21 protein-coding genes, 1 pseudogene and 2 riboswitches are annotated in these 20928 nt (G+C 69.4%); of the genes and pseudogenes, 14 read left to right on the top strand and 8 right to left on the bottom strand.

Annotation, left to right across the window (positions count from 1 at the left end; all coding sequences use genetic code 11):
* Window positions 1–19 precede the first annotated feature (19 nt).
* The 4 genes from gcvT to ACEXHE_RS07780 all read left to right on the top strand — a co-directional run bounded on the left by gcvT (window position 20) and on the right by ACEXHE_RS07780 (window position 4275).
* Complete coding sequence (gcvT, locus tag ACEXHE_RS07795) at window positions 20–1249, top strand: glycine cleavage system aminomethyltransferase GcvT (RefSeq protein WP_374785363.1); 1230 nt, start codon at window positions 20–22, stop codon at window positions 1247–1249.
* 92 nt (window positions 1250–1341) lie between these two features.
* On the top strand, window positions 1342–2550 hold the full coding sequence (locus tag ACEXHE_RS07790) for a thermonuclease family protein (protein WP_374785362.1): 1209 nt from the start codon (window positions 1342–1344) through the stop codon (window positions 2548–2550).
* Window positions 2551–2557: 7 nt separating this feature from the next.
* Window positions 2558–2959 carry a LexA family transcriptional regulator gene (locus tag ACEXHE_RS07785; protein ID WP_245760709.1) on the top strand — a complete coding sequence of 134 codons (402 nt, stop codon included), beginning with the start codon at window positions 2558–2560 and terminating at the stop codon, window positions 2957–2959.
* 5 nt (window positions 2960–2964) lie between these two features.
* On the top strand, window positions 2965–4275 hold the full coding sequence (locus ACEXHE_RS07780) for a Y-family DNA polymerase (RefSeq protein ID WP_091697865.1): 1311 nt from the start codon (window positions 2965–2967) through the stop codon (window positions 4273–4275).
* A 10-nt stretch (window positions 4276–4285) separates the two neighbouring features.
* Here ACEXHE_RS07780 and ACEXHE_RS07775 read toward each other — a convergent pair whose 3' ends face one another.
* Window positions 4286–5008: a response regulator transcription factor gene (locus tag ACEXHE_RS07775; protein WP_245760708.1), complete on the bottom strand. Its 723-nt coding sequence runs from the start codon at window positions 5006–5008 to the stop codon at window positions 4286–4288.
* A gap of 97 nt (window positions 5009–5105) precedes the next feature.
* Here ACEXHE_RS07775 and ACEXHE_RS07770 point away from each other — a divergent pair, with 97 nt between their 5' ends.
* From ACEXHE_RS07770 to ACEXHE_RS07760, 3 genes are all read left to right on the top strand, one after another.
* Entirely contained in the window at window positions 5106–5318 is a 213-nt protein-coding gene (locus tag ACEXHE_RS07770; protein ID WP_260061693.1) for a hypothetical protein, read from the top strand.
* 93 nt (window positions 5319–5411) lie between these two features.
* On the top strand, window positions 5412–6560 hold the full coding sequence (locus tag ACEXHE_RS07765) for a sensor histidine kinase (protein ID WP_374785361.1): 1149 nt from the start codon (window positions 5412–5414) through the stop codon (window positions 6558–6560).
* A 247-nt stretch (window positions 6561–6807) separates the two neighbouring features.
* Window positions 6808–8049: a CynX/NimT family MFS transporter gene (locus ACEXHE_RS07760; protein ID WP_374785360.1), complete on the top strand. Its 1242-nt coding sequence runs from the start codon at window positions 6808–6810 to the stop codon at window positions 8047–8049.
* A gap of 42 nt (window positions 8050–8091) precedes the next feature.
* Here the strand turns inward: ACEXHE_RS07760 and ACEXHE_RS07755 are convergent, their stop codons facing one another.
* From ACEXHE_RS07755 to ACEXHE_RS07745, 3 genes are read right to left on the bottom strand one after another with little or no spacing between them, the layout of a single operon-like run.
* Window positions 8092–8838: a DsbA family protein gene (locus ACEXHE_RS07755; RefSeq protein WP_277244955.1), complete on the bottom strand. Its 747-nt coding sequence runs from the start codon at window positions 8836–8838 to the stop codon at window positions 8092–8094.
* Window positions 8835–9692: a bifunctional hydroxymethylpyrimidine kinase/phosphomethylpyrimidine kinase gene (gene thiD, locus ACEXHE_RS07750; protein ID WP_374785359.1), complete on the bottom strand. Its 858-nt coding sequence runs from the start codon at window positions 9690–9692 to the stop codon at window positions 8835–8837. Before thiD ends, ACEXHE_RS07755 begins: the two co-directional genes overlap by 4 nt.
* Window positions 9693–9750: 58 nt before the next feature.
* On the bottom strand, window positions 9751–10269 hold the full coding sequence (locus ACEXHE_RS07745; RefSeq protein ID WP_374785358.1) for a hypothetical protein: 519 nt from the start codon (window positions 10267–10269) through the stop codon (window positions 9751–9753).
* A gap of 182 nt (window positions 10270–10451) precedes the next feature.
* On the opposite strand from ACEXHE_RS07745, the gene ACEXHE_RS07740 reads away from it, so the two are divergent.
* Window positions 10452–11075 (top strand): DUF4126 domain-containing protein, encoded by a 624-nt coding sequence (locus tag ACEXHE_RS07740; protein WP_374785357.1) that lies wholly within the window; start codon window positions 10452–10454, stop codon window positions 11073–11075.
* A 74-nt stretch (window positions 11076–11149) separates the two neighbouring features.
* On the opposite strand, the gene ACEXHE_RS07735 is transcribed toward ACEXHE_RS07740, so the two are convergent.
* Complete coding sequence (locus ACEXHE_RS07735) at window positions 11150–12094, bottom strand: hypothetical protein (RefSeq protein WP_374785356.1); 945 nt, start codon at window positions 12092–12094, stop codon at window positions 11150–11152.
* Between the two features lie 257 nt (window positions 12095–12351).
* On the opposite strand from ACEXHE_RS07735, the gene ACEXHE_RS07730 reads away from it, so the two are divergent.
* A complete protein-coding gene (locus ACEXHE_RS07730) occupies window positions 12352–13044 on the top strand; it encodes a queuosine precursor transporter (protein WP_374785355.1) in 693 nt (230 codons plus the stop codon).
* A 107-nt stretch (window positions 13045–13151) separates the two neighbouring features.
* Here the strand turns inward: ACEXHE_RS07730 and ACEXHE_RS07725 are convergent, their stop codons facing one another.
* The 3 genes and pseudogenes from ACEXHE_RS07725 to arsB all read right to left on the bottom strand — a co-directional run bounded on the left by ACEXHE_RS07725 (window position 13152) and on the right by arsB (window position 15139).
* Window positions 13152–13616, bottom strand: a complete 465-nt coding sequence (locus tag ACEXHE_RS07725) for an arsenate reductase ArsC (protein ID WP_374785450.1) — start codon at window positions 13614–13616, stop codon at window positions 13152–13154.
* Between the two features lie 84 nt (window positions 13617–13700).
* Window positions 13701–13991, bottom strand: a pseudogene (locus ACEXHE_RS07720) (low molecular weight phosphatase family protein); the annotation flags it as partial.
* Window positions 13988–15139: an ACR3 family arsenite efflux transporter gene (arsB, locus tag ACEXHE_RS07715; protein ID WP_374785354.1), complete on the bottom strand. Its 1152-nt coding sequence runs from the start codon at window positions 15137–15139 to the stop codon at window positions 13988–13990. The gene arsB and the pseudogene ACEXHE_RS07720, both read right to left, overlap by 4 nt.
* 80 nt (window positions 15140–15219) lie before the next feature.
* Here arsB and ACEXHE_RS07710 point away from each other — a divergent pair, with 80 nt between their 5' ends.
* The 5 genes from ACEXHE_RS07710 (at window position 15220) to ACEXHE_RS07690 (ending at window position 20813) form a co-directional block, all read left to right on the top strand.
* On the top strand, window positions 15220–15621 hold the full coding sequence (locus ACEXHE_RS07710) for a helix-turn-helix transcriptional regulator (protein WP_260061703.1): 402 nt from the start codon (window positions 15220–15222) through the stop codon (window positions 15619–15621).
* A 91-nt stretch (window positions 15622–15712) separates the two neighbouring features.
* A riboswitch (SAM riboswitch) is annotated at window positions 15713–15825 on the top strand.
* A 92-nt stretch (window positions 15826–15917) separates the two neighbouring features.
* Window positions 15918–17306: an acyl-CoA dehydrogenase gene (locus tag ACEXHE_RS07705; protein ID WP_374785353.1), complete on the top strand. Its 1389-nt coding sequence runs from the start codon at window positions 15918–15920 to the stop codon at window positions 17304–17306.
* On the top strand, window positions 17306–18571 hold the full coding sequence (locus tag ACEXHE_RS07700) for an acyl-CoA dehydrogenase family protein (RefSeq protein WP_374785352.1): 1266 nt from the start codon (window positions 17306–17308) through the stop codon (window positions 18569–18571). Before ACEXHE_RS07705 ends, ACEXHE_RS07700 begins: the two co-directional genes overlap by 1 nt.
* Before the next feature lie 103 nt (window positions 18572–18674).
* Window positions 18675–19097: a hypothetical protein gene (locus ACEXHE_RS07695; protein WP_374785351.1), complete on the top strand. Its 423-nt coding sequence runs from the start codon at window positions 18675–18677 to the stop codon at window positions 19095–19097.
* A gap of 59 nt (window positions 19098–19156) precedes the next feature.
* Window positions 19157–19269: riboswitch (SAM riboswitch) on the top strand.
* A gap of 89 nt (window positions 19270–19358) precedes the next feature.
* Window positions 19359–20813: an LLM class flavin-dependent oxidoreductase gene (locus ACEXHE_RS07690; protein WP_374785350.1), complete on the top strand. Its 1455-nt coding sequence runs from the start codon at window positions 19359–19361 to the stop codon at window positions 20811–20813.
* The last annotated feature ends 115 nt before the right edge of the window (window positions 20814–20928 follow it).

Below are 20928 nucleotides of genomic sequence, written 5' to 3'. Positions count from 1 at the left end.
GAGCACACAGGAGTCTGAGATGACCACCACCCCGTCCCAGCGGACCACCCCCCTGCACCAGGTCCACGAACAGGCCGGTGCCTCCTTCACCGACTTCGGTGGCTGGCTGATGCCCCTGAAGTACGGCTCGGAGCTGGCCGAGCACCAGGCCGTACGCAGCTCCGCCGGACTGTTCGACCTCTCCCACATGGGTGAGGTCAGGGTCAGCGGACCGGAGGCCGCCGCCGCCCTGGACTACGCCCTGGTCGGGAAGATCTCCGCCGTCAAGCCGGGCAAGGCCAAGTACTCCCTGGTCTGCACCGAGGCCGGGACCGTGCTGGACGATGTCATCGTCTACCGTCTGGACGCCGCCGAGCCGGACGCGGACGGTGTGGTGGACCCGGGGACGGAGTTCCTGGTGGTGCCCAACGCCGGCAACGCCTCAGCCGTGGCGGCCGCGCTCAGCGAGCGGGCCTCCCAGTTCGAGGCCACCGTGACGGACGAGTCCGCTCAGTCCGCCTTGGTGGCCGTCCAGGGTCCGGAGTCCGCCCGGATCCTCACCGCCGCCCTGGTGGAGTCCGCCGCGGCGGAGGTCGCCGAGATGAAGTACTACTCCGCCCTGGAGTCCACGGTCCGCACCGAGCAGGGCGAGGTGCCGGTCCTGGTGGCCCGCACCGGCTACACCGGGGAGGACGGCTTCGAGCTGATCATCGGGCCCGAGCCGGACGCCGATCAGCTCAGCGCCCAGGCCACCGCCGTCTGGACCGCTCTGGTCTCCGCCGCGGGGCAACTCGGAGTCGATCTGCTCCCGTGCGGGCTGGCCAGCCGTGACTCCCTGCGCCTGGAGGCCGGCATGCCGCTGTACGGCAACGAACTGGACCTGGAGCACCTGCCGGCAGAGTCCGGTGTCGGCCCGGTGGTCGCCTACAAGAAGGAGGGCGACTTCGTCGGCCGAGCCTCCCTGGAGGCCGCACGCGAACGCGCCGAGACGGAGGCCGCCGAAGGCACGGACACCCGTCAGGTCCTGGTCGGGCTGCAGGGCGAGGGCCGCCGTGCCGCCCGCTCCGGCTACCCGGTGCTGGACGGTGACGGAGCCGTCGTCGGGAAGGTCACCTCCGGGGCGCCCAGCCCCACCCTGGGGCACCCCGTGGCCCTGGCTCGCGTGGACGCCCGGCACAGCGCCGTGGGCACCGCTCTGCAGGTGGACCTGCGAGGACGCCCGGAGGCGTTCACCGTGGTGGAGCTGCCGTTCTATCAGCGCGAGCGCTGAGTCGGCCGAAGCGGCGTGCTTGATAGGATCGGGTGACCCCAGACCGGCCCGTCGGCCACCCGCCCTTCGGCACCCCTCACTCCAGGAATCAGATGTCCGAGTCCACCAGCCGCCGGTTCCCGCGCATCGGAACCATCGCCTTCCTGGCGCTCGCTGCGCTGCTGCTGACCCTTGCCGTGCTCAGCGCGCTCAAGGACATCCGGACGGTTGAGTCGGCCGGTCAGGTCATCTCCGTGCAGGACGGCCAGACGGTGGTGGTCAACTTCAACGGGAATGAGGAGACGGTGCGTCTGGCCGGGATCATGGCGCCCGTGCTCGCCGGGGAGGGCGAGGAGCCGGGGCCGGAGCAGTGCCTGGCCCAGAAGTCCGTCGACCAGCTGCGCGCGGTGCTCGAACCCGGCGACTCCGTCCGCCTGGAGTTCCCGGACCAGCGCACCGGACCCCACGGGACACTGCTGGCGCAGGCCCACCATGCCGGGCAGATCGTCAATGTCCAGCAGGTCGAGCAAGGACTGGCCGTCCCCGTCCGGGAGCAGCCGCTCGCCGAGCTGGGGGAGTCCGTGCGCGCTGCCCAGGCCGAGGCCCGGTCCGCCAAGAAGGGTCTGTACTCGGCGGGGTACGAGTGCACCCTGCCCGGGCAGGTGCTGCCCACGGTGCAGGAGCTGGAGGAACTGGAGAGCGTCCAGCCGGGCACATCAGCTGCCGCCAGTGAGGAGATCGCGGAGCTGGCGGCACTGCTCGAGCGGGGCACCGCAGCACAGAAGATGATCGCCGCCGTGCCGGACGAGGGCTCCACCCTCAGCTCGCTGGCCTGGGCCGCAGACAAGGAGGGACTGCAGGAGCGCCTGGGTACGGCACTCTCCCAGGCCCAAGCCCGCATGGTCTCCCTGGAGAACACCCAGGAGTCTCTGCTGGCTGCCGAGCAGCGTCAGCGCGAGGAGGAGGCCCGCCGAGCCGAAGAGGCTCGGCGGGCTGAGATCGCACGACAGCGCGAGATCGCCCGCCAACAGGAGATCGCGCGTCAGCAGGAGATCGCTCGCCAGCAGGAGGCCGCTCGGCAGCGGGCCGCTGAGGAGCAGCGCCGCCAGGAGGAGGCCCGCCGCCGAGACCAGGCCAGCGCCTCCGCCTCGCCCAGCCCCTCGCCCAGTGCCTCCGCCTCGCCCAGCGAGTCTCCGTCCGAGAGCCCTTCGCCCTCGCCGAGCGTCACAGAGTCTAGTGCGTCGCCCTCGCCGAGCCCCACCGAGTCGAGCTCGCCCTCCCCGTCGCCGTCCCCGGATGAAGACGAGGACGAGGACGAGTGAGGCGAGCATGACCGTCCAGCCCGCCGGAGCAGGACAGTCTCCTCGCGCCCACGGCTTTCCCTCCCCGGCCCGGGACTACCTGGACGGCGGGATCGATCTGAACCGAGAGCTGATCCGGGACCGCACCTCCACCTTCATCCTGCGCGTGGCCGGACAGGCCATGTCCGGGGCGGGGATCAGCGACGGCGACGAGCTGATCGTGGACCGGGCCGCCGTGCCCCAGGACGGCTCCGTGGTGGTGGCCGTGGTGGACGGGGAGCTGCTGGTGCGTCGGCTCCTGCTGGAGGTGCGCGGGGGCGAGCGCGCCGTCGCCCTGGCCACGGAGGACGGCGCTGCGCCGCTGGTCCTGGAGGATCCTGATCGGCTGCAGGTGTGGGGCGTGGCCACCTGCTGCCTGCACCGGCTGTGAGCGCGATGCCCGGCGTCGGGTCCCGTCCTGCCACGCTGGACCGGATCGCCCTGGTGGACGTGAACAACTTCTACGTCTCCTGTGAGCGGGCCTTCGACCCCTCCCTCGAAGGCCGTCCCGTGGTGGTGCTCTCCAACAACGACGGCTGCGTGGTCGCCCGCTCCCCGGAGGCCAAGGCCCTGGGACTGAAGACCGGCGTTCCCTGGTTCCAGATCGCCCGGCAAGCCGAACGCTGGGGCCTGGTGGCCCGTTCGTCCAACTACGAGCTCTACGGGGACATGTCCGCCCGGGTGATGGAGCTGCTGGGCCGGTTCGGCACCTGGCAGCAGGTGTACTCGATCGACGAGTCGTTCCTGGGACTGCAGGGCGATGCTGAGCGGCTGCAGGCCACCGGACGGCAGCTGCGGGAGGCCGTGGCCCGGCATGTGGGACTGCCGGTGTGTGTGGGCATCGCCCCGACCAAGACGCTGGCCAAGTTCGCCAACCATGTGGCCAAGCACAATCCCGACGACGGTCGGCTGGGTGGGGTGATGGCCTGGGACAGTGTGCCCCGCGGGTCGGTGGAGGCGCTGCTGCGCCGTCTTCCAGCGGGGGAGGTGTGGGGTGTGGGACGCAAGACCTCGGCCCGGCTGGAGCAGCTCGGGATCCACTCGATCGCTGACCTCCGCGATGCCGATCCGGGGTGGATCCGGTCTCGATTCTCCGTGGTGCTCGAGCGCACGGTCCTGGAGCTGAGGGGCACCCCCTGCGTGCCGGACGTGGATGAAAGCGCCGGTCCGGCCCAGGTCATCTTCTCCCGGTCCTTCTCCCGCCCGGTCACCACCCAGGCCGAGATGGCCGAGGTGATGAACGTCTACGCCCAGCGCGCTGCGGCCCGCATGGCCGCTCAGGGCCAGCGGGCACGCGTGCTGACCGTGACGGCGGGGACCTCGCGGTTCACCGGGGAGGACGGTTCCGTGGCCCGGACGGTCGCCCTGGACCGGGCCACGGCGGATCCGGTCGCCATCACCCGTGCCGCGGCCGCCGCCATGCGTTCGGTGATGAGTGAGGGCATCCCCTACAACCGTGCCGGGGTGATGCTCTCCGGCCTGGAGTCCGCCGCCCAGCAGAATCCCATGCTGGAGGTGTTCGAGTCGGCAGAACCAGATCGGCATGTGGAGGACGTGCTCGGGGCGGTCCGCGGCCGCTTCGGCGCGGGGGCGATCGGTCTGGGCCAGGGCGGGCTGGTGGAACAGGGCCAATGGAGCATGCGGCGGGAGTTCGCCTCCCCGCAGTACACCACCCGGTTCGCCGAGGTACCGGTGGTCCGGGCCTGATCCGCGGAGCTCAGTCGAGCGAGAGGGTCACCAGCCCCAGCTGGGCGGCGCGGATGATCACCTGGACGCGGTCGCGCACCTCGAGCTTGTCCATGATCCGCGTGAGGTTGGCCTTGACCGTGGACTCGGAGAGGGAGAGCGACTGGGCGATCTCCGGGTTGGACCGGCCCCGGGCCAGCAGCTGCAGGATCTCCCGTTCCCGCGGGGTCAGATCGGAACCGTCCGGATCCCCGGGCTTGAGCTGGGCCCGTCCCACCACGGGACGGTCATGCTCGATGGAGGCCAGCAGCTTGGCGGTGACCGCCGGGGCCAGCACGGACTCACCGCGGTGGACACCCCAGATCGCCCCGAGGATGACCGTGGGCTCGGCATCCTTGAGCAGGTAGCCGGCGGCACCGGCACGCAGGGCCGGGACCAGGTACTGCTCGGACGTGAAGGTGGTGATGGCCAGGACCCGGGTGTCCGGGCAGGCCTCGGTGATTCGGGCGGTGGCCTCCACGCCGCCCATGACCGGCATCTGCATGTCCATCAGGACCACGTCCGGCCGCACCGCGATGCAGGCTTCGACCGCCTCCTCGCCGTTGGCGGCCACCCCGACGCATTCCATGTGCGGTGCCGAACCGATCAGCGTCTTCAGAGCCCCGCTCATCAGGGGTTGATCGTCCACCACCAGCACCGTCAAGGGGCGGCTGTGCCCGGGAGCCGGAGTCATCGCGGGAGGAGTCTGCACCATGGCGTCAGCGTACCGGGCCGCAGTGCCGCACGGAGAGTGACCCAGACGGTGACCTGCACCTCTGGTCTGACTGGGTGTCATGCGGAATACTGGTGTCATGAAACGGACTGTCTACACCTCCCTGGCCGCTGTGGCCGCCTCTGTCGCCCTGATCGCCTCCCCGGCTGCGGCCGCGCCCGCGGGTTCGCCTGCCCCGGTGGCCCCTGGCCCCTCCGTGTCGGTCACTCTTCCGGAGACCGCCAGCCCCACTGGCGTGACCTCCGCTGGAGGCAAGTGGCTGTGCAAGGTCTTCGGCATCTTCTGCGGCTGAGTCAGGTCCTTCCATCGCATGACGGCACCGGCGTCGCCTGATCTCCTGGAGAGGTCAGGCGACTTCTGGCGTGCGCGGCCCCTGAACCGGGCCGTGCTCATCCTGATCACCGTGTTCATGGGCGCGTCCATGGTCTCGGACATGGTCCTGGGCGATTGGACTCAGGGTGACCGTGCCCCCAACGTGCTGTTGACCCTGCTGACGGGCATCCCCTTCTTCCTGCTGTGGATCCGCAGCACCGTGGCCTTCACCGCCTTGATCCCGGGGCTGATCGCCAGCCACGTCTTCGGGCTGCACGTCTCACCGTCACTGCTGCTGCCCGTGATCCTGGTGCTGGTGGCGGCGTCGGCGAATCTCCCGTTCAGCCTGTTCGCCCTGGCCGTCTCGATCTCCTGGGCGGCGTCCATCCCGATCACCACGCCCGAGGACTCCAGCAGCCTGTGGGTGGTGGTGCCTCTGCTGGCCGGGGGCTGGACCATCGGACATTTCATCCAGCAGAGCCTGGCTCGCCGTGAGCGGGACCTGCGCCGCGTCGCCGAGGCCACGCGCCGTGCCGCTGAGGTGGCCCAGGAGGAGCGGAGACTGCTGGCCCGGGACCTGCATGACATCGTGGCGCACAACCTGACCATCATCGCCATGCAGACCAGGACGGCACAGTTCGTGGGGACGGACGAGGCGGCTCGGATGGCGGTGCAGGTGGCCGGTGATTCTGCCAAGGAGGCGCTGGGCGACCTGCGCCGGATGCTGACGCTGCTGCAGGCCGAGGGCCTGGTGGCCGATCCCGCCAACGCCTCCGAGACCGACGCGCAGGACGGGGCCTCGGCTCTGGACCTCGAACATGGAGCGGTGAAGTTCGGGCGGGGCCTGGAATCGTTGGGGATCTCCACGGCCGTCAGGACGGAGGGCCTGTCCGAAGGCATCTCCCAGAGTGTCCAGACCGCCCTGTACCGGGTCATGCAGGAGGCGGTGACCAATGTGGCCAAGCATGCCGGAGGTGGCAGCGAAGCGGTGATCGAGCTCGACGCCGATGACCAGGAGGTGCGGTTGGCCGTGGGCAACAGTCTGGGCATGACACCGCGCGGACGAGGTGCCTGGATGTCCTCCGGTCATGGGCTGATCGGGATGAGGGACCGCGTGAGGGCCTTCGGAGGGACCTTCACCTCCGGTCGAGAGAAGGACTGGTGGTGGGTGCGTGCGGGGGTCCCGATCCTCTCGAACGGGCACTCCTCCCGCCGGATGTGATGTGGATCACACTCGGGACCGAAAGTCTGTCCAAAGGTCCACTACCTGCGCAGACTGTGCGCTGACTACTCTGAAAGAGCCCCATGAGACGGTGCGACGGAACAGATCAGATGGAATCAGCCCGGGGGGATGCGGGCTCCACTGATCCAGATCCGCTGAGAGGCGGCAGCCACGGCTGCCGCCTCTCAGGCCGTTAACGGGCCGGTGCGCACGCCACTGTCGTGTCGTGTCCCACTAGGGTGTCGACATGCCCCCTTCGTCCCCGCAACGCGCCACGGCCTCTGGCGGATCACGTGCCTGGATCATCGTCGTGGTCGCAGGAGTCGCCTCGGCCATGCACATCTGGAAGCTGCCCGGCGCCCTGGACTTCATCCGAGCCGATCTGGGCCTGTCCCTCGTGGACTCCGGTGTGCTGCTGGGCATCGTGCAGGTCGGCTCCATGCTGCTCGGGCTGGCCGCCTCCCTGTTCTCGGAGATCTGGGGGCTGCGCCGAACCCTGGTGGTCGGCATGGTCCTGCTCGCCGTGGGCTCTCTGGCCGGTGCCTTCGCCACGGAGACCTGGTTCCTGATGCTGACCCGCATGCTTGAGGGCGTGGGCTTCCTGATGGCCGGGGTGGTGGCACCGGCCCTCATCCGCCGGGTGGCGCACCCGGCCTCTGCGAACATCGCGATGGGCTGGTGGGCCGGCTTCCAGGGCATGGCCACGTTTCTGGCGGTGCTGGCCTCCACGCTGCTGCTGACCAGCGTCAGGTGGAACACCTGGTGGATCATCATGGCCGTGATCACCGCGATCACCGTCCCGCTCATCCTCGCCTGTGTCCCTGCGGATCCGGACACCGGGCCGCCCCAGGTGGGCGCCGCCGTCGTCCGCATCCGCCGTACCGTGGCCACCCTGACGCCGTGGATCGCCGGCATCGTCTTCGCCTGTTACACCCTGCAGTGGGGAGCGGTGATCGGCTTCCTGCCCACCATCTTCCGCGAAGCCGGTGTGGGTGGACTCTGGCCGGGGGTGGTCACCGCCGTGGTGGGCGGAATGAACGCGGTGGGCAACATCCTCTCCGGCCGACTCCACCAGCGGGGCGTCTCGGCCCTGCCGCTGCTGCTGATCGGACTGATCACCATGGCCGTCACCACGGTGGTCACCTTCGCCCCGGACTGGACGTCCGTGCCCGGTGGACTGGTGGTGCAGATCGTGGCCGTCACCCTCTTCTCCGGGGTGGGTGCCCTGATCCCGGCCACTCTGACGCGGATCGCGGTGGACGTGGCACCCGAGGACGGATCGCCGGCGGCCGTGATGGGGCTGATGCAGCAGATCTACAACGCGGCCAATCTGGTCGGGCCGATCATCCTCGCCGCGATCGCCACGGCGAGCGGAGGGTGGCGTCTGTCCTGGACCATGACGCTGGCCGCCTCACTGATCGGCATCGCGCTGGCGGTGCGCTTCCTCGGGGCCCGCCGACTGGGGCTGGACTTCCGGCACACTGACTGAGGCGCTGGGACCCCTGCTGCGGGGGCCCGGGAGTGACGGTGCTCAGTCGCATCCCTCGGGGCCGCAGACCTGACCGTCCAGACCAGCCTGGGGGCCGTCGTCGGGACCCTGGCCGGGACCGGCCGTGGGGGAGACCATCTGCAGGGGCTGGTGTTCAGCCCAGGCCTGCTCCAGTGCCTGGGCGAACAGCTCGGTGGGCTGCGCCCCGGAGATGCCGTACTTCCGGTCCAGGACGAAGAAGGGCACCCCGGTCACACCCAGGGCCCGGGCCTCCTGCAGGTCCGCGCGGACCCGGTCCTCCCAGCTGGAGTCCGAGAGCGCTTCCCCGACCTGCTCGGCAGTCAGCCCGGCCGCCTGGCCGAGCTCCGCGAGCACCTGCTCCGAGCCGATGTCCTCGCCGCGCTCGAAGTGGGCGGAGAACAGCTGCTCCTCCAGCTCCTCCGCTGCGGCCAGTGAGACCGCCTTGGCGCGCTGGATGAGACGGTGGGCCTTCCAGGAGTTGGCCACCACCAGGGAGTCGAAGTCGTAGTGCAGGTTCTCGTCCAGGGCCTGGGCGGTGACGTGACCGAGCATCTGGCGCACCTGGCCCTCCGGCATCCCTTTGGCCTGAGTCAGGTACTCGACCTCCGAGCGGGCATCATGTTCGGGCAGGGACGGATCCAGCTGATAGCTCTTCCACTCCACCTGCACCTGGTCTCGGTGGGGGAACTGGGCCAGCGCCCGTTCGAAACGCCGTTTGCCGATGAAGCACCATGGGCAGCCGACGTCCGAGAAGATCTCGATCCTCACCGCAGTCCGCCCTGCCAGAGGGCATCGAACGGGGTGTTGCCGGCCACCCGTTGATGGATGCCGGCGGTGACGAACTCCTTGGCGCGACGTGCCGCCTCCACGGGGGTGGCGCCCTTGGCCAGTTCGGCAGTCACGGCCGCGGCCAGGGAGCAGCCGGCGCCGGAGACCGCGTGCTCACCGATCTTGGGCACCGAGAGGATCTCCTCGGTGGTGCCGTCGTAGAACACGTCCACGGCATCCGGGCCGTCCAGACGGATGCCGCCCTTGGCCAGCACGGCGGCTCCGGAGACCTCATGGATGCGCCGGGCGGCCTGCAGCAGGTCCTCCACCGAGGAGATGCTCATGCCGGAGAGCTGCTCGGCCTCGAAGTGGTTGGGGGTGGTGAAGGTGGCCAGCGAGAGCAGCTCGGCCTTGAGGGCCTGATCGGTGTCCAGGGCGTGGCCGGGCTCCTGACCCTTGCAGATCAGCACCGGGTCCAGCACGATGTTCTGCCACTGCTGGTTCTTCAGCGCCGTCGCCACCGTGGAGATGGTGGCGGGGGAGCCCATCATGCCCAGTTTGGTGGTGGTCAGCTGGTCGGCATAGTCGCCCTGGATGGCCTCGAGCTGGTCGGCGATCACCTGGGCCTCCACGGGCACGAACCGGTGGCCCCAGTCGTTCTTCGGGTCGAAGGAGACGATGCAGGTCAGGGCGACCATGCCGAAGACTCCCAGCTCCTGGAAGGTCTTCAGATCGGCCTGGGCGCCGGCACCGCCGGTGGCCTCCGATCCGGCGATCGTCAGCGCCAGGGCGGGGGAGGAGAGATCGTAGGGCTGGCCGGGAGTGCGGGCATCAGTGCTGGACATGCCGACCATGGTACTCCTGCCCGCGAGGTGCTTCAGCTGTGCACGCGCACAGCCCCGTTCGGCTCAGTCAGTGCTGTTCGACGGGGAGGGGGCCCGGCTCGTCCAGGTCTGTCTCGATCGGCTCACCCTCAGCGTCCACGACGTGGGCCAGCGGGCGGGCCAGGGTGCGTCCCAGGGCCATCAGCACGGCAGCCGGGAAGCCGATCAGCGGGATGAGCATGGGCAGCAGGCCCGAGCCGCCATAGAGCAGCACGGCCAGACCGTAGAGCATGCCCACCAGGGCGTAGCCCATCACGTGCACCCACTGGTTGAGCTGGTGCCGGAATACCCAATTCACCAGCAGGCACAGCGGTAGGCCGATCACCAGGCCGGCCACCCCCACCACGGTCAGCAGCGGGGAGAGCGAGCCGTAGACCTGCAGGTCCGGGATCAGGCCCAGGACCATGACGACGACGGCCATCACCAGGTTGGGCAGCAACCACGCCACCAGGAAGCCCATCAGCCCCAGCCGCAGCCGTGGGCGCTCGGCATCCTGGACACGAGCCCGCTGGCGACGTGAGGGCTTCTCCGGGATGGGCGTGGTCATGAGGAGGACTCCAAGGGGTGGGGATCGGGCTGAGCCCGGCGTGCGGGACGGCACAGAACGGGCCGCCTCAGTCTATCCGGGAAGCGTTGCGGCCCCATGGGTGTTGAATGTGCAGTGCAGGGCGCCGAGAGGACGGATCCGAACCACGGGGCGTCGGTGGGCTGCAGAAGACCGGGTGCACCATGCTCGAATTCCTCACCGGCACCGGCCTGGCCAGTGCCGCTGGGCTGAACGCCTACATCCCCATGCTCGTGCTGGGCCTGATGGACCGGTTCACCTCCTTCGTGGAGCTCCCGTCCGCCTGGGCCTGGCTCTCGGCTGACGTCACCCTCTGGATCATCGGCGGTCTGCTGGTGCTGGAGGTGGTGGCGGACAAGATCCCTGTGCTGGACAGCGTCAACGACGCCGTGCAGACCGTCATTCGACCGGCGGCTGGCGGCATCACCTTTGCCTCAGGCATGGGATCGGAGACCGTGACGGTGCAGGACCCCGGGTCGTTGTTCGCCGGAGAGGCCTGGGTTCCGGTGGTGATCGGTGCCGGCATGGCCCTGCTGGTGCACCTGTTCAAGGCGACCACGCGTGCCGGTGCCAACACCGTGACGGCGGGCGCGGCTGCCCCGGTGCTCTCCACGGTCGAGGACGCCGCCTCCACGTCCCTGGCTCTGGCCGCCGTGTTCTTGCCGGTCCTGGTGGTGATCCTGCTGATCGGCGCCCTGGTGGGCTTGTGGCTCCTGGCCAAGAAGCTCTTCGGACGGCGCCGCCGGGACGGCTCGCTCAGCGCCGAGGACCGCTTCTATGCGGCCTGAGCGGCGTTCCCGCCCCCAGGGCAGACCGACGCCGGTCCCGCAGGTGCGGTGCCGGCGTCGTGGTCTATGATCTGTCAGTCTTGCCCGTCCATGACGAAGCGCATCTCGGCCACCTCCGGCCACTCGGTCATCTCCTCCAGGATGGTATGCGCACGCTCCTGCTCGGAACCTTCGGCGTAGTCAGTGTCCTCCTCGTCGCGGTCCGCACCCCAGGGCGCATCCGGGACCATCAGGGAGATCATCGACAGGCGGCCCTGGTGGATCTGAAGCTCAATGGCCAGTTCCTCCCCGTCCCGGGTGAAACGGCCCTGCACTGGCCAGACCTGGGTGTAGGGAACCGCGCGCGGTGCGTCCTCGTCCACCTCCAGTTCCAGGTCGGTGTCCGATGACAGCTCCGGGTGCAGCTGCAGGACGCTGTCCAGCTGCTGCCGCAGGGCAACAGCACCGGGCAGGTCATCACGCAGCAGGCGCTCCAGGATGGCGATCACCCTGCGGTCCAACGGTTGAGAGGGGCCCGGCTCCATCTCCTGAGCATCCAGGTCATGAGTCATCTGCAGGGTCTCGCGGCGGTCGGTGAACCACATCGCGCCCATCAGCGCCGCGCCCACGCCGGCCAGCAGTGCACGAGGGTGGGAGACACCGCGGTTGCCGATCCAGTCCACGAGCTTCCCGTCGATCGCTTCGTTCAGCTCGGCCAGCCCCAGGGTGGCCCCGGCGGCCAAGGGGCCGACCACGCTCGGACGGATGGACTCCGGGGGGAACGGCTCGTCCTCGATCAACAGTGCCTTGGCGGTGGACACGACGTTCTGCTGCTGCGTGATGGCTGCGCCGTAGACTCCGGCGCACCCGGCGTAGGCCAGGCGGTAGGCGGCCTTGGCCACGGGGCCCAGGTTCCGGTGCTCGACCAGGGTGAGCCCGGCCACGGCCGCGGCGGACAGTGCACCGAAGGCGGGGGTGGAGGCGATGGTCTCAGAGGTGGGGGACAGGTCGCGGTAGCGGGAAGGTATTCCAGGGATCATGCTCTGAGGCTACGGACCAGCGGGCCCGCAAGGGATCCGCCCGGAGACGGAGATCAGGACGCGCTCCGGCCATTCTGGGGGCAGCGGAGGAGCTTCAGGACCCCCGACTGTGGGAGAATCATCAGGTTCCACCGCCACCTGGGGCAGCAGGTGTGTGCGGGGCCGCCGAGGCCGTTCCACCGCAGCGGCAGGAGTTATTGGACGTGCTAATACAGCCGACCCCCGGGTCCGGCGAACCACCCCCAGAGGAACCCACCGTGACTGAATCTGTCTCCCGCGCGCCCGAGCGCGCCCACTTCGCCCCCACCGGCACCGGTCTCTACGCCATCTTCGTGGCCGTGATGGCCGCGGTGCTGCTGCTCTCCAACATCGGTGCCTCCAAGGGGGTGACCTTCGGACCGATCATCACCGACGGCGGCTTCTTCCTCTTCCCGCTGGCCTACATCGTGGGCGATGTGGTCTCCGAGGTCTACGGCCTCAAGGCCTCCCGCCGGGCCATCCTGACCACCTTTGCCCTCTCGGCTTTCGCCGCGCTCTGCTACTGGATCATCATCGCCCTGCCCGGCGCCGAGTGGTACGACGGACAGGAGGCGCTGGCCCGCACGCTGGGCCCGGTGCCGATGATCGTGCTCGCCTCGCTGCTGGGCTTCCTGGCCGGCCAGCTGACCAACGCCTGGTCCATGGTCCGCCTCAAGCGCCGCTCGGGCGAGAGGCTGCTGTTCGGCCGCATCGCCCTGTCCACCTTGGCCGGGGAGTTCGTGGACACCCTGGTGTTCTGCTCGATCGCCGCCGGGGTCATCGGGATCACCGGCCTGCCCGACTTCCTGAACTACGTCCTGGTCGGCTTCCTGTTCAAGTCCGCCGTGGAGATCATCCTCTCGCCCGTGACCATGTGGGTCATGGGCATGGTCAAGCGAGCCGAGCCCCACTATGGCGAGGCGCCCGCCTGAGCCGAGCGCCGTCGTCGGGAAACACCCTGCCCACCGGCCCAACGGTGATCACGTGCACGCCAACTGTGGCGACACGCCGGGCCGGAGCCGAGGTGGCGCGCACGTGATCATGGCTGTGGGGCGGTGGCGTCCAGCTCGGCGATGAGGCGCTGGATGCGGGACTTGATGTCGTCGCGGATGAGGCGGGTGGCCTCCACGCCCTGGCCGGCCGGGTCGTCCAGCTCCCAGTCCTCGTACCGCTTGCCCGGGAAGATCGGGCAGGTGTCCCCGCAGCCCATGGTGATGACCACGTCCGAGGCGCGCACCGAGTCCGTGGTGAGGACCTTGGGCTGCTCGGCGGAGATGTCGATCCCCTCCTCGGCCATCACCGCCACGGCCGAGGGGTTGACCGACGCGGCCGGGGCGGATCCGGCCGAGAGCACCTGGATGCGGTCGCCGGCCAGATGCTGCAGGTAGCCGGCGGCCATCTGCGAACGGCCCGCGTTGTGCACGCAGACGAACAGGACGGTGGGGCGGGTGTCGAACTCGTCCAGCAGTCCGGACACGCGACGGGAGATCTCGTCCCGGATCATCGTCATCCGTTCCTGGCCCTCGATCCCCCGCAGGCTCGGCTCGTCGGTGCCCCAGACCTCGATCTCGGCCCTCATCCCATCCACCGGCTCCACCTGGGCCGGACCGACCACGATCACACGGTCTGCGCAGCGCAGGATCTCCGGGTCGATGTGCTTGGGGTGCTCGCCGTCCAACGAGGCCCCGACCGCCTTGAGGGAGGCCGCCGCCTCGGTGTTCAGAGTGGTGCCGTCCGGATTGCCCGGAGAGATCCGGGCGCCGGCGGTGTGCACCTCCACGTCCATCCCCCGCTCGGCGGCCTGCTGCCGCATCAGGGCGCCGGCCATCTGGGACTTGCCGGCGTTGGAATTGCAGATGAACAGGACTAAGGGGTTCATCGGATGTCCTTTCCGGAGTCGGTGGTGGCGGTGGAGGCGGAGACTGCGGGCGCCCGGTCCGGCATGCTCGGGTCGCCGGGGAACAGCTTCGGTGCCAGCCAGATCGCCACGTAGACCAGCCCAATCAAGATCGGCACCTCGATCAGGGGACCGACCACGCCGGCCAGCGCCTGGCCCGAGGTCACGCCGAACGTGGCGATGGAGACCGCGATGGCCAGCTCGAAGTTGTTGCCCGAGGCGGTGAAGGCCACCGTGGTGGAGCGGGCGTAGTCCAGACCGACGGCGCGGGAGAGCAGCAGCGAACCCAGGAACATCACCACGAAGTAGACCACCAGCGGGATGGCGATCCGGGCGACGTCCAGCGGCTGGGAGAGGATCGCGTCCCCCTGCAGGGCGAAGAGGGTGACGATGGTGAACAGCAGTCCGTACAGCGCCCACGGGCCGATCCGCGGCAGGAACCGCTCCTCGTACCAGGTCCGTCCCTTCGCGCGCTCACCGACCGTGCGGGTGAGGAACCCGGCCAGCAGCGGGATGCCCAGGAACACCAGCACCGAGAGGAAGATCGCCCAGACGCTGAAGTCCACGCCGGTGGTGGGCAGTCCCAGCCAGCCCGGCAGCACCTGCAGGTAGAACCAGCCCAGCCCGGAGAACGCGATCACCTGGAACACCGAGTTGATGAACACCAGCACGGCCGCGGCCTCCCGGTCCCCGCAGGCGAGGTCGTTCCAGATCAGCACCATGGCGATGCACCGGGCCAGCCCCACGATGATCAGCCCGGTCCGGTACTCCGGGTGGTCCGGCAGGAACGCCCAGGCCAGGGCGAACATCAGTGCCGGGCCGATGATCCAGTTCAGCACCAGGGACAGGGCCAGCAGTCGCCTGTCCCCGGTCACGCGGTGGGTCTGGTCGTACCTCACCTTGGCCAGCACGGGGTACATCATCACCAGCAGACCGACGGCGATCGGCAGGGACATCCCCATCACCTGGACCGACTCCAGCGCCTGGTCCAGACCGGGGATCAGGGCGCCCAGCGCCAGTCCGGCGCCCATGGCGAGCAGGATCCAGACCGCCAGGTAACGGTCGAGGAAGGACATCCGTGCGGCCACCGGGGTGTCCGTGGGCGCAGGCTGCGGTGGTGCGGTGGTCATCTGGTGGGCCTTCGGTCGGCGGGAGCGGGGCAGGTTCAGGATGCCTGACATATTGATGGTCGTCAATGTATGGTGAGGTGATGACCACCACGACGACGGCCACGCATCTTCCGCTGAAGGGTCCGCCTCCGTGCTGCGCAGGTGACGAAGCAGCTGACGAGAGGTCCTCGGAGGGCGGCTGTTGCCTGGGCAGGACGCCGCTGGGGCGGCCCGATGCCGAACGGCTCAGCGTCAAGCTCAAGGCGCTGGCGGATCCGTCCCGGCTCCAGCTGCTCTCGCATCTGGCGAGCCGAGGCTGTGGCGAGGTCTGCTCCTGTGACCTGGGGGCCGACGTCGGGCTCTCCCAGCCCACTGTCTCTCACCACCTGAAGAAGCTCGTGGAAGCTGGGCTGCTCACCCGGGAGCAGCGCGGGCGCTGGGCGCACTACTCGGTGGTGCCGGGGTCGCTGGACGAGCTGCGGGACCTGTTCGACCTGCGCTGAGCGCGTCCCCGCGGAGGACGCGGCGAACATGACGGCCCGTGACGGGGCCCACTGGACACCCCTCGCCGGGCGCGCCTAGGGTCAGGCACAGAATCACGAGTTCCGGTGCGAAGCCCTGGCTGGCCGGACAGCAACCCTCTCGCTGTAGCGGGGTGCTCCAGGTGATGATTCGGTCGGCACGAACGTGACCGGCAAGTACGGCGCTCCCGTGGGCACCCGACTGACTCGTCTTCCGGCCTGCTCGTGAACTGTCCCGCTGGTCCTGCGGTGCGCTGATCCACCGGAAGGTCAGCTCCGTGACTTTACTGCATCAACCCGACGCGTCCACCGATGCCGCTACCGTCAGCGCGGCGTCCGCCACCTTCGAGCAGCTGCGCCAGGCCGTGGGGGAGAACGCTCCCACCGACGAGCAGCTCACCGCCCACTTCGCCCCGGTCTTCGCCGCGATCGCTGCAGGTTCCGACCAGCGCGAACAGGACCACACCTTGGCGTTCGACGCCATCGAGCTGCTGCGCCAGAGCGGCTTCACCCGGGTCCGCCTCTCCCACGAGCGTGGTGGCATCGGGGCGAGCCTGCCTCAGCTGGCCCTGCTGTTGGTGGATCTAGCTGCCGCCGACTCCAACCTGCCTCAGGCCCTGCACGGGCACTACATGTTCACCGAGCAGCACGAGGCCGAGTCGCAGGGCGAGGTCTCGGACTGGTGGATCGGCCAGGTCGCCGAGGGCAAGATCTTCGGCAATGCCCTGGTCGAGCTTCCCCCGTCTGCTGGCAAGCGACCGGTCATCTGGACCCCCGTCGACCCGGCGGCAGCTCCCGCCGCCGAGGGACCGACCCCGCTGGCCCACATCACCGGGGACAAGTTCTACTCCACTGGGGCACTGTTCGCCGACTACCTGCTGGTGACCGCCACCCAGCCGGGCCAGAACGGCGACGACGACGCCGTCTACTTCACCATCGTCGACGCCACCGACCCCGGTGTGCGCCGGATCGATGACTGGTCCGGATTTGGTCAGCGCCTAACCGCCTCAGGCACCACCACCTTCGACGACGTGCCGGTCTACCCCCACCGGCTCCAGGAGTTCGACACCCCTACGGGAGTGCTGGCCTACACCGTGCTGTGGATCGTCCTGGCCGCCACCCAGACCGGGATCGGTCAGAACGCGTTGCACCAGATCACCCAGTTCGTGCGCGAGCGCCGACGGACGTACAACCACGCCGCCGCCGAGACCCCCGCTCAGGACCCCCTGGTGCACGAGGTCATCGGCGCGGTATCGGCCAAGGTCTCGGTGGCCCGGTTCGCCGTGGCCGGGGCGGCCGCCGTGGCGGAGAAGTCCTTCCGCGCCGTCGGCGGCCACACCGACCTGGAGGACCCGGTGGTCATCCAGGCCCACACCGAGGCGAACATTGCCCTGTCGGAGACCACCGCGGTGGTCTCCGAGCTGATCCTTCAGGCGACCAACCAGATTTTCGAGTCCGGCGGTGCCTCCACAGTCGACACCGGAAAGCACCTGCACCGCCACTGGCTCAACGCCCGCACGATCGCCAGCCACACCCCGCTGATCTACCGCGTCCAGGCGGTGGGAAACTACCGGATCAACGGCATCACCCCGCCGTTCCACTCCACCGCCCGCAACTCCGACCCGAACGCCGCAGCCGCCGCCGCTCAGACCACTCAGGGAGCATGATGACCGCTCAGACCGAGACCACCCAGACCATCAAGACCGCGAACGCCGGCTCTGAGAAGCTGGCCGCACTCCGCGAACGCCTGGCCCCGGAGTTCGCCGGCATCGCCGCCACCGCGGTGGAGCGCGAAGCCGACCACGTGATCGACCCGGAGGTCGTGCGCCGACTGGCCGCGGCCGGCTTCACCTCCCTGCGCGTGCCGACCGAGTACGGCGGGGCAGGACTGTCCTTCGCCGAACAGGCCGAGCTGATCGTGGAGCTGGCCCGTGCCGACTCCAGCATCGTCCAGGCACTGCGTGCACACCTGATCAACCAGGAGTCCGTGCTGGGCCACCCGAACCCGGCCTACCGCGAGCGCTGGCTGCGCCGGATTGCGGAGGGCGCCGTCGTCGGGAATGCCATCACCGAGATCAACAACGCGGTGGGGGAGGGCACCACTACGCTGACCCGCGATGCGGAGGGCACCTGGCGGCTGAACGGCACGAAGTACTACTCGACCGGCACGCTGTACGCCGACTGGATCATCGTCGCGGCGGTGGACGCTGAGGGCGAGGAGACCGCCGCGATCGTGGCGGCTGACGCGCCGGGCGTGACCCTGCTGGACGACTGGGACGGCTTCGGCCAGCAGCTCACCGCCTCCGGCACCACCGTCTTCGAGAGCACGCCCGTCGCGGAGGAAGAGGTCTTCGACGGCGGGCTCGACGACGGAACCCGCGTGGCCACCGGTCAGGCGGCTTGGCAGTTCCTGCACCTGGCCGCCCTGACCGGGATTGGGGAAGCCATCGTGCGCGACGCCGCCGAGTACGTCCGCGGGCGCCGTCGCAGCTTCTCCCACGGTGCCGCCGAGCTGCCCCGCGACGACGCCCAGGTGCTGCAGGTCGTGGGCGAGCTGTCTTCGGCCGCGTTCGCCGCCAGGGCGGCCTTCGACTCCGTGGTCGCCGCCCTCGGCGGTGTGCTGGAACGCGAGGGCTCGCTGGGCGCCGTGGGCCTGCAGCTGCCCGAGGACGTGGTCGACGCCCTGTACGTCCGCGTCTACCAGGCCCAGCAGGTCATCGCCAAGACCGTGCTGGGCGCGGCCACCGCCCTGTTCGAGGTCGGCGGCGCCTCCGCGGTCAGCGGCAGCCGCGGTCTGGACCGGCACTGGCGCAACGCCCGCGTGCTGGCCCAGCACAACCCGCTGATCTATCGCGCCCGACTGTTGGGCGACTGGGAGGTCAACGGCACCGCCCCGGGACGTTCATACCGCCTGGGCTCGGTCCAGAACTGATCTGGCCCTGACCCGGCCCTGACCCGGCCCTGACGGCCGAACCCCGGCCCCATCGCTGACGGACTGTTCACGGTCCGCCGGCGGTGGGGCCACACTGGTGCCCATGGCTCACCCGGTGATGTACGACGACGCGGACCCGCACTTCCAGCGAGTGAGCACCCTGGCCCTGGCTCTGCCGCAGGCCCAGATGAAGGTCTCCCACGGCCGTCCGGCATTCTTCACCCAGAAGGTCTTCGCCTACTGCGGCGCCTCGGTGAAGGTCGAGGGGGCCGACGTCGACGTCTTGGCGCAGGACGCTCGAGCGTTCCGGCCGGCGTATCTGGCCAGCTCCGGCTGGTGGGCCCTGGACCTGTCCGGCCCCAACCCGGACGCCCCTGCTGACAACGACGCTGGACGGAAGATGCCGAGTGGATCGAGATCAGCTACCGCTCGACGGCTCCGACCCGCCTGGTGCGCCAGCTCGAGCCCTGAATGTGACGCAGATTGGCTGCTGACAAGTCACACAACGTCGTTGTGTTCAACATGACGCCGGGTGACCACGCTCACTGGACACGTCCCCGCCGATCCCCCTAGGGTTATTACCAGAATCACGAGTTCCGGTGCGAAGCCCTGGCTGGCCGGACGGCAACCCTCTCGCTGTAGCGGGGTGCTCCAGGTGATGATTCGGCCGGCACGCACGTGACCGGCAAGTACAGCGCTCCCGTGGGCACCAGATGCGAATGTCACCGATCTGCTGTGTCCTGCCCCGCTGGTCCTGCGGCGCGCTGCGATCGAAAGGTTCGCCTCCATGGCCCAGCCTCACCAGTCCTCGCCCACGCCGCTGCACTTCAACGCGTTCGTCATGAACACCACTAGCCACATCCATCACGGACAGTGGCGACGTCCTGACGCTGGCCAGACCGAGTTCGCCGATGTGAACACGTGGATCAACTTGGCCAAGACGCTGGAAGAGGCGAAGTTCGACGCGATGTTCTTCGCCGACGTCGTGGGTCACTATGGCGACGCCGACGCTGACTGGTCGGTCTACGTCGAGCAGGGACTGCAGATTCCTTCCAACGACCCGACCGTGCTGCTGGGTGCCCTGGCCGTGGTGACCGAGAACATCGGCCTGGCCACCACCTCCAACGTCTTCCAGTCCCACCCGTACCAGTTCGCCCGCCAGCTCTCCACGCTGGACCACATCTCCAACGGCCGTATCGCCTGGAACATCGTCACCGGCACCCAGGACAACGGCTCGCGCAACTTCGGTCTGCCGCGGCTGACCGACCACACCGAGCGCTACCGCTGGGCTCAGGAGTATGTGGACGTGACCTACAAGCTTTGGGAAGGCTCCTGGGATGAGGGCGCGGTGCTCAAGGACCGCGAGGGCTCCCGCTACTCTGATCCGGCCAAGGTGCACAAGATCCACCATGTGGGTGAGCGCTACTCGGTGGAGGGCCCGCACCTGCCTTCGCCCTCCCCGCAGCGCACGCCGTTGCTGTTCCAAGCTGGCGCCTCGGCTTCCGGCAGGGACTTCGCCGCCCGCAATGCCGAGGCCGTCTTCATCATCTCCGCCACCCCGGATGTGGCCCGCCAGCAGATCGAGGACACCCGCCGCCGTGCGGTGGAGGCCGGCCGAGCGCCGGAGGACATCAAGTTCTTCCAGGGGCTCAGCTTCATCATCGGGGACACCGAGGGGGAGGCGCAGGCCAAGCTGGCGGAGGCCGAGCAGTTCGCCTCGGTGGACGGCTACCTGGCCCACGCCGCGCTGGTGGACCCCGACGGCCGCGTCTACCCGCCGGACACCCCGCTCTCCGCAGTGGACACCAACACGCAGAAGGGCTTCACCGAGTGGGTCTCCAAGGCCATCACCGACCGTGAGCCCGTGGTGGCGGATGTGGCCTGGCGCAGTCACCGCAACAACCGCCTGGTGGGCACACCGGAGCAGATCGCCGATCAGCTGCAGCTCTGGCAGGACGCCGGGGTGGACGGGATCAACGTCGTCAACTGGGTGATCCCGGGCTCTTTCGAGGAGTTCGCCGAGAAGGTCCTGCCGGTGCTGCGCGAGCGCGGACTGGCCCCGAGCGAGTACCGGCCGGGCACGCTGCGGCAGAAGCTCTTCGGCCGCGACCGCCTGCCGGACACCCACCCGGCCGCCCAGTACCGGGGCGCCTTCGCCGAGACCGATCAGGTCCTCCGATCCGGTGAGCCCCGGGATGCGGCAGCCGACCACGAGCCGGCAGCGGCCGGCGTCGGGAACTGACCGGCACCTCCATTTGCCCGGGTGACGGGCGAGCGGTTGGCCCCAGACCGTCCGTCACCCAGTGCCTCTCCTTGAGTGACCGGCCCCTGAGCACCTCGCCGTGCACGTCGCCGGT

Source organism: Micrococcus sp. IITD107, assembly GCF_041927415.1.
In the GTDB taxonomy this organism is placed as follows: Bacteria; Actinomycetota; Actinomycetes; order Actinomycetales; family Micrococcaceae; genus Citricoccus; species Citricoccus terreus.
This window is presented reverse-complemented; position numbering and strand designations above follow the sequence as displayed.

Bases quoted from the DNA above. Each gene is read 5' to 3' on its own strand.
- ACEXHE_RS07740 (WP_374785357.1), top strand. From the start codon at position 10,452: ATGCTCGAATTCCTCACCGGCACCGGCCTGGCCAGTGCCGCTGGGCTG.
- ACEXHE_RS07690 (WP_374785350.1), top strand. From the start codon at position 19,359: ATGGCCCAGCCTCACCAGTCCTCGCCCACGCCGCTGCACTTCAACGCG.
- arsB (WP_374785354.1), bottom strand. From the start codon at position 15,139: ATGACCACCGCACCACCGCAGCCTGCGCCCACGGACACCCCGGTGGCC.
- ACEXHE_RS07785 (WP_245760709.1), top strand. From the start codon at position 2,558: ATGACCGTCCAGCCCGCCGGAGCAGGACAGTCTCCTCGCGCCCACGGC.
- ACEXHE_RS07710 (WP_260061703.1), top strand. From the start codon at position 15,220: ATGACCACCACGACGACGGCCACGCATCTTCCGCTGAAGGGTCCGCCT.
- ACEXHE_RS07695 (WP_374785351.1), top strand. From the start codon at position 18,675: ATGGCTCACCCGGTGATGTACGACGACGCGGACCCGCACTTCCAGCGA.
- ACEXHE_RS07745 (WP_374785358.1), bottom strand. From the start codon at position 10,269: ATGACCACGCCCATCCCGGAGAAGCCCTCACGTCGCCAGCGGGCTCGT.
- thiD (WP_374785359.1), bottom strand. From the start codon at position 9,692: ATGGTCGGCATGTCCAGCACTGATGCCCGCACTCCCGGCCAGCCCTAC.
- ACEXHE_RS07700 (WP_374785352.1), top strand. From the start codon at position 17,306: ATGACCGCTCAGACCGAGACCACCCAGACCATCAAGACCGCGAACGCC.
- ACEXHE_RS07790 (WP_374785362.1), top strand. From the start codon at position 1,342: ATGTCCGAGTCCACCAGCCGCCGGTTCCCGCGCATCGGAACCATCGCC.
- ACEXHE_RS07735 (WP_374785356.1), bottom strand. From the start codon at position 12,094: ATGATCCCTGGAATACCTTCCCGCTACCGCGACCTGTCCCCCACCTCT.
- ACEXHE_RS07760 (WP_374785360.1), top strand. From the start codon at position 6,808: ATGCCCCCTTCGTCCCCGCAACGCGCCACGGCCTCTGGCGGATCACGT.
- ACEXHE_RS07770 (WP_260061693.1), top strand. From the start codon at position 5,106: ATGAAACGGACTGTCTACACCTCCCTGGCCGCTGTGGCCGCCTCTGTC.
- ACEXHE_RS07780 (WP_091697865.1), top strand. From the start codon at position 2,965: ATGCCCGGCGTCGGGTCCCGTCCTGCCACGCTGGACCGGATCGCCCTG.
- gcvT (WP_374785363.1), top strand. From the start codon at position 20: ATGACCACCACCCCGTCCCAGCGGACCACCCCCCTGCACCAGGTCCAC.
- ACEXHE_RS07775 (WP_245760708.1), bottom strand. From the start codon at position 5,008: ATGGTGCAGACTCCTCCCGCGATGACTCCGGCTCCCGGGCACAGCCGC.
- ACEXHE_RS07725 (WP_374785450.1), bottom strand. From the start codon at position 13,616: ATGATCCGGGACGAGATCTCCCGTCGCGTGTCCGGACTGCTGGACGAG.